Annotated in this window: 5 protein-coding genes; all 5 read right to left on the bottom strand. The window is 28.4% G+C overall.

Features of this window, described 5'->3' with window-relative positions:
• Positions 1 to 462: 462 nt before the first annotated feature.
• Positions 463 to 1,275, bottom strand: coding sequence for a RelA/SpoT domain-containing protein (locus tag E6248_RS11720; protein ID WP_316340985.1), 813 nt, complete (start codon positions 1,273 to 1,275; stop codon positions 463 to 465).
• Positions 1,276 to 1,321: 46 nt separating this feature from the next.
• A complete protein-coding gene (locus E6248_RS11715; RefSeq protein ID WP_316340984.1) occupies positions 1,322 to 3,394 on the bottom strand; it encodes a YgiQ family radical SAM protein in 2,073 nt (690 codons plus the stop codon).
• Between the two features lie 484 nt (positions 3,395 to 3,878).
• Complete coding sequence (locus tag E6248_RS11710) at positions 3,879 to 4,697, bottom strand: ABC transporter permease (protein WP_316340983.1); 819 nt, start codon at positions 4,695 to 4,697, stop codon at positions 3,879 to 3,881.
• A gap of 1 nt (position 4,698) precedes the next feature.
• A complete protein-coding gene (locus tag E6248_RS11705; RefSeq protein ID WP_316340982.1) occupies positions 4,699 to 5,571 on the bottom strand; it encodes an ABC transporter ATP-binding protein in 873 nt (290 codons plus the stop codon).
• 109 nt (positions 5,572 to 5,680) lie between these two features.
• Positions 5,681 to 6,162, bottom strand: a 482-nt coding sequence (locus E6248_RS11700; RefSeq protein WP_316340981.1) for an ATP-binding protein, incomplete at its 5' end; no start/stop codon positions are given.

Raw genomic sequence — 6,162 nt, 5'->3', positions numbered from 1 at the left:
TCATCATATAGTCTTTAATTCGACACATAATAATATCACTATTATCTATTTCTTTTACTTTTACTATTGAAGTAATATTTTAAAAATTATAATCTAACATTTTCATTGCTCCATCTAGATCTTTTATAGCTTTTTTAGTGAACTCTTTGCTTACTTTCTTCTTAAAATATCATTTGATTTCTCGCCTAATTTTTAGATTAATTGTATATGGAATAATAATACGCAATATTTTATCTATTAATTAACTATTCTACGTTCATAAGTTAGAATTCAATAACTCTATCAGATAAATTTGCATAAAACTTGGGTAATGGGTCCTATAAAAAAATTGCAAAGCTAAGATTTCATAGATATCATTAACTTACCAAAAATAAAAAAGGTAATATATTTTAAAGCTTTTCTATTATAAAAAATAAAAAAACTCAACCCTTCAATAAATTAAGGAGTTGAGTTCTTTTTTCTTTAATTATTTTTTGTATTCAGAGATTTTTTTAGAAGTTCAATTTCTTGTTTTTGTTCTTTTATAACCTTTAAAAGTTCTTCTTCTTTACTAACCCACTCTTTACTTAAATCATTAATTAAAGAAGCCATTTCATCCGCACTTCCCACGATTCTATTAAATAAAAGAAGATTTGATTTTAAGATTTCTGGGATTTCTATATGGGAATATCTAAGTCTATGATCTATTTCACCATAGCCCTCTTCAAATATTGTTCTTACTTGAATTTCAGCTATAACTTTTTCATTAGTTGGGTAAAACTCAACTAGGTAGTGAACTGATCTATACCCTGATATTCTTGACCTAACTTCTATGTTAAGTTCTTCAAACTTCTTAGTATTATCCCCTTCTCTTACATTTGCAGTAACTTCTATAACCTTCCAAGTCTTAGTTATAAATTCATGAATATCCTGCCATTGATCCTTAAATATATGTATAACTCTAATTCCAATTAAATCATTAATTTCATTTTTATAATTATTTAAGCTAAATTGAAAGTCATCACCATATTTTAATCTTCTATCTTCAGTTTTTCTTATAATTTTTTCTATTAATCTATCTGGTTCTTTTATTCTAGATTTTACTGAATGAATCATTGGCTGAGAACGTAATATATTAGCTATAAACCCTGCTTGATTTTCATAAGATACTTTATAATCTACAAAGTCATTATAAATATCCTTTAAAACCTCAGTATCTATATTCTTTTCTTCAATTATTTGCTCTACATGCGGATATTTCAATAAAAATTCATCTATCTTAAAACTCTTCTTCATTTATGTTTCCCCTTTGGATATAGACTTAACTTAATTATATTAAGACTTATCTTCCTTGTCTTCTATTACCACTCTTATTACTTTTTGTATTAGAGTTCTTTCCTTTAAAATCTCCAAATTTTCCTTTTGATGAAGTTTTACTATTTGAAGGCTTTGAATTTGATTTACTACTCACTTTTCCAGCTGGCTTTGAATTTGATTTACTATTCATTTTTCCAGATGGTTTTGAAGAAGATTTTGACTTAGAGCCTTGTTTTCCTCTATTTGAACTTCCTCTTGCTATTGCTTCTTCTCTTTTCATCTTAGCCATATATCTATCAGCCTTTGATTTAATTAAGCACTTTGGCCCATTTCCTATTAAATCTTCTCTTCCTGCCTTAACTAAAGCATCATGAACTAAATTATAGTTCTTAGGATTTTTAAATTGAAGAAGGGCTCTTTGCATAGCTTTTTCTTCTCTAGTCTTTGGAATATATACCTCTTCACCTGTTATTGGGTTAATTCCTGTGTAGAACATAGCTGTTGATAAAGTTCCTGGAGTTGGATAGAAATCTTGAACTTGCTCTGGTTGATACTTAGTATCTCTTAAATACTCAGCAAGTTCTATTGCTTCATTTAATCCACTACCTGGATGGCTTGACATTAAGTATGGAATTAAGTATTGTTCCTTACCTAATTGCTTATTTATCTTAAAGAACTTTTCTCTAAACTTATCATAAGTATCACCTGCTGGCTTACCCATGTATTTTAAAGTATTTGCTGCAACGTGTTCTGGAGCAACTTTTAATTGTCCACTTACATGGTGCTCAACAAGTTCTCTAAAGAAAGTATCATTTTTATCAGCCATTATATAATCATATCTTAAACCTGAACGCACAAATGCCTTCTTTACCTTAGGTAACTTTCTTATTTTTCTAAGTAAGCCTAAGTATTCACTATGATCAACTATTAAGTTCTTACATGGTTTTGGAGTTAAACATTGCTTAGATTTACATGCACCTATAGTAAGCTGAGTCTTACAAGCAGGCTTTCTAAAGTTCGCTGTTGGACCTCCAACATCATGAATATATCCTTTAAAATCTTTAAGATTAGTTATTTCAACTGCTTCATCTAAAATAGAAGCTTCACTTCTACTTTGTACTGCTCTCCCTTGGTGGAAAGTTATAGCACAAAATGAACAGTTACCAAAACATCCTCTTGAACTAACTATACTAAACTTAACTTCTTCTAAAGCTGCAATTCCGCCATACTTCTCATATATAGGATGGCATTCCTTAGTATATGGAAGTGCATATACCCTATCTAACTCTTCTCTAGTTAAAGGCATTTCTGGTGTATTACTTACTACATATTTATCACCATGCTTTTGAACTAACATCTTACCTCTTACTGGATCTTGTTCTTCATATTGAATTTTAAAGGCTTCAGCATATTTCATCTTATCCTTTGTTACTTCGTTCTTTGATGGTAATAGCTTATAATCACCATATATTTCATCTAATGAATCTATAGTATATGTAGTACCATTAACGTGTCTAATATATTTAGCTTCAAAGCCATCATTTAAAGCATTAGCAACTTCAACAATTTGCTTTTCACTCATTCCATATATTAAAAGATCTGCTCCACTATCTATTAATATAGAATTTCTTACATTATCTCCCCAGTAATCATAGTGAGCCATTCTTCTTAAGCTTGCCTCAACTCCACCTATAACTACATTAATATTTTTATATGCTTCTCTAATTTTATTACAGTAAACTATTGTTGCTCTATCTGGTCTTGCTCCCATTTTACCACCTGGAGTATAAAGATCCTTTTCTCTAGGTCTTTTGCTTACAGTATAATGGTTAACCATGGAATCCATGTTTCCTCCATTAACTAAGAAAGCAAGCCTTGGTCTTCCAAGCTTCATAAAGTCATCTAAACTATGCCAATCTGGTTGTGGAATAATACCAACCTTATATCCTGCATCCTCTAATACTCTAGAAATAATTGCTGTTCCAAAACTGTGGTGGTCTATATAGGCATCCCCTGTAACTATGATAAAGTCACATTGATCCCATCCACGTTCATTCATATCCTCTTTACTTATTGGTAGAAATCTATTATTTGACATTTAAACACCTACTTTATAATTTTATAGGAATTTATAAAAACTATTTATAAACTCCTTCTTCAGTTATTGAGTACGCATATGTAAGTTTGTGATGACTTGTAACAAAACGACCTAATAAGCAAACTTACATATGCATACTTTCTATTTCGCTAATTGATTATAACATTATAAATGAATTTTATCATTGATTTTTTTCAATTAACATAATGTTACAAAAGAAAAATATTCAAAATCAAATCCCTACTTAAAATCTCAATAGAAAAAACAGCTGCTGATATATTCGATATTGAAAGTACTTAAGAATAAAAAAATACTTATAATTATTAATGGCTCTGTCACAGAAACAGCCCAAATTAAAAATGAAGAATTGCTAAAATTAATTACTTTCTAAAACTCCTACAGGAGTTCTCTAATTAATTTTTCATTCTTCATTCTTAATTTTTCATTCTTCATTCTTAATTTTTCATTGTATAGCAGCACCAGTCTATTTATTAACTGAAACTTTATCACCTTTATTTACAGATACTTTAACACTATGGCTAAGTCTAGAATCTTTATTTATAGCTATTATTAAAATAATTAATGCTACTACTAAAAATAATACTAAGGATTGAATATATGGCATAAAATTATAGCTACCTTTTTGCCAGAAATCAACGAAGTCACCTGCCACATAGGTTGTTGGGAATAAATATGCTACATTCATTAATGGCTTTGGAAAATCTTTTGCTTGAACTCCAAACATACCACTTAAAATCATTATTCCAAAATATAGAATCATAGTAATTGCATAAGTTGGTCCAAACTTCTTTATAATTAAAGAAATACCATGAGATAAAATAAAGAATATTATAGCAAGTAAATATAATGACCCTATTAAAATCAAGGCTGAACTTAGAGATGGAAGTTGTATATCTAGTGCTATAAAAGATACTCCTGCATATATAGTTAATGCTATTGTCATAAAAATTAAATATGCAATTATTTTAGATGCTACTAAAGTCCTTTCTTTATATCCAAAAAGTCTAAATCTAAGAGGAATATTTTTTTCAAGCTCTTGAGAAAAAGTTGCTGAATATCCAATAAAAACTGTAGCTAGTGGAATCATCATGCTATTACTTATGAAAATATTTGTAATTACTGATGCTCTTGCTTCTTCAGGAACCTTACCACCAATTATTGCTCCTAAGAAAACTGACATAAATATTGGAAAGATAACTCCAAAAACCACTGTAAATATATTGCCTACTATATTTCTCAACTCATATTTAACTAAGCTACTTTTAACTAATTGTCCTTTCATTTTAAGCTACCGCCTCACTCTTTGCCTTATTCTTTGCATTAATACTCATTATTTCTATATCTGAGTTACTTCTCTTAAAGGTTATATCATTTTCAATTAAAAGCTTAGCTACTTCTAATTCCTCTTCAATACTCATACAAGAAACTGCAATTAAGTGATCAGGAGATTTTATTTTTCTAAAGTTTTTAGTTATTTCTAAATTTTTATCATTATTAGCTAATATAATTATTGATTTACCACAGTGCTTTCTAAATAATTCTTCCTTATATCCAAAATCTACCACTCTTCCCTTTTCTAATATTAATATCTTATTAGTTAATTGCTCTAACTCCTCATAATAGTGAGAAACTATACAAATAGTAGTATTTTTATTTCTATACCACTCTTCAATCTTGATCATTAGCTGTTGTCTTGTCTCAAAATCAAGTCCTGAAGTAACTTCATCAAAGAAAGCTAAAGGCGCATCTTGAATTAACACTAATATAATAGTAAGTCTTTGCTTTTGTCCTCCTGAAAGTGCACTATACCTTTTATTTAAACAAAGATTAAAATCAAAGAAATTAATTAATTCTTGCAGCTCTTTATTATTTTTTATCTTTGTATCTAAAATTGCTTCAATAACATGCTTAACTGCCATTGTATCAACATAATTATTAAACTGCATATGTGCTGACATTTCTTCTGGTTTTACCTTTGTGTTTATTGAACCATTATATTTAATAAGTCCTAATATTGACTTTACTAAGGTTGTCTTCCCCGCTCCATTAGATCCTATTATCCCAACTCTATCTCCACTCTCAAACTTTATAGGGCTTTTAATTAATAATGCCAATTCTTTTCCATACTTAACCTCTAAATTATTTATACTTATCATTATTATTCCTCCCTTTTACTATCTTCCATAGTTTAAGTATAGTCCTCCCCTATGAATTTCATATGAATATGCTATGGAAATTCTCTGTAGCTTTATTTCATATGTGTAGCTAGTTATTAAAGTAAACTATAGCCTTAACACCATTACTAATATTACTTATTTCAATCTTATACCCTAAAAGATTAGAATAATAATATGCTATATATAAACCTAAGCCCCTTCCCCTAGTTTCTGAATTGCTTGATACAAAGGCATCAAAAATATTAGGTAAAAGTTCTTCATCTATATGAGCTCCGTAGTTAATAATTTCTAAGTTGTTTTCTGATAATGTAATTCTTATATCATTATTTTTATTAGTATAATTAATTGCATTATTAATTAAATTATCTATTATCTTATAAATTAAGTGATAATCTGTCTCTAACAGAATATCCTTACCTTCAAAGTTTACATTAATAAGTTTTTCCTTTATTCCTATTTCATGTTCAAATAATATCTCATCTATTAAAACCTTAATATTTATTATCTTCTTATTTACATCCTTATTATTAAGATTCAAAATTTCATCTATAATTTTTCTAATAGATATAA

The organism is Clostridium sp. (assembly GCF_032552055.1).
In the GTDB taxonomy this organism is placed as follows: Bacteria; Bacillota; Clostridia; order Clostridiales; family Clostridiaceae; genus Clostridium.
This window is presented reverse-complemented; position numbering and strand designations above follow the sequence as displayed.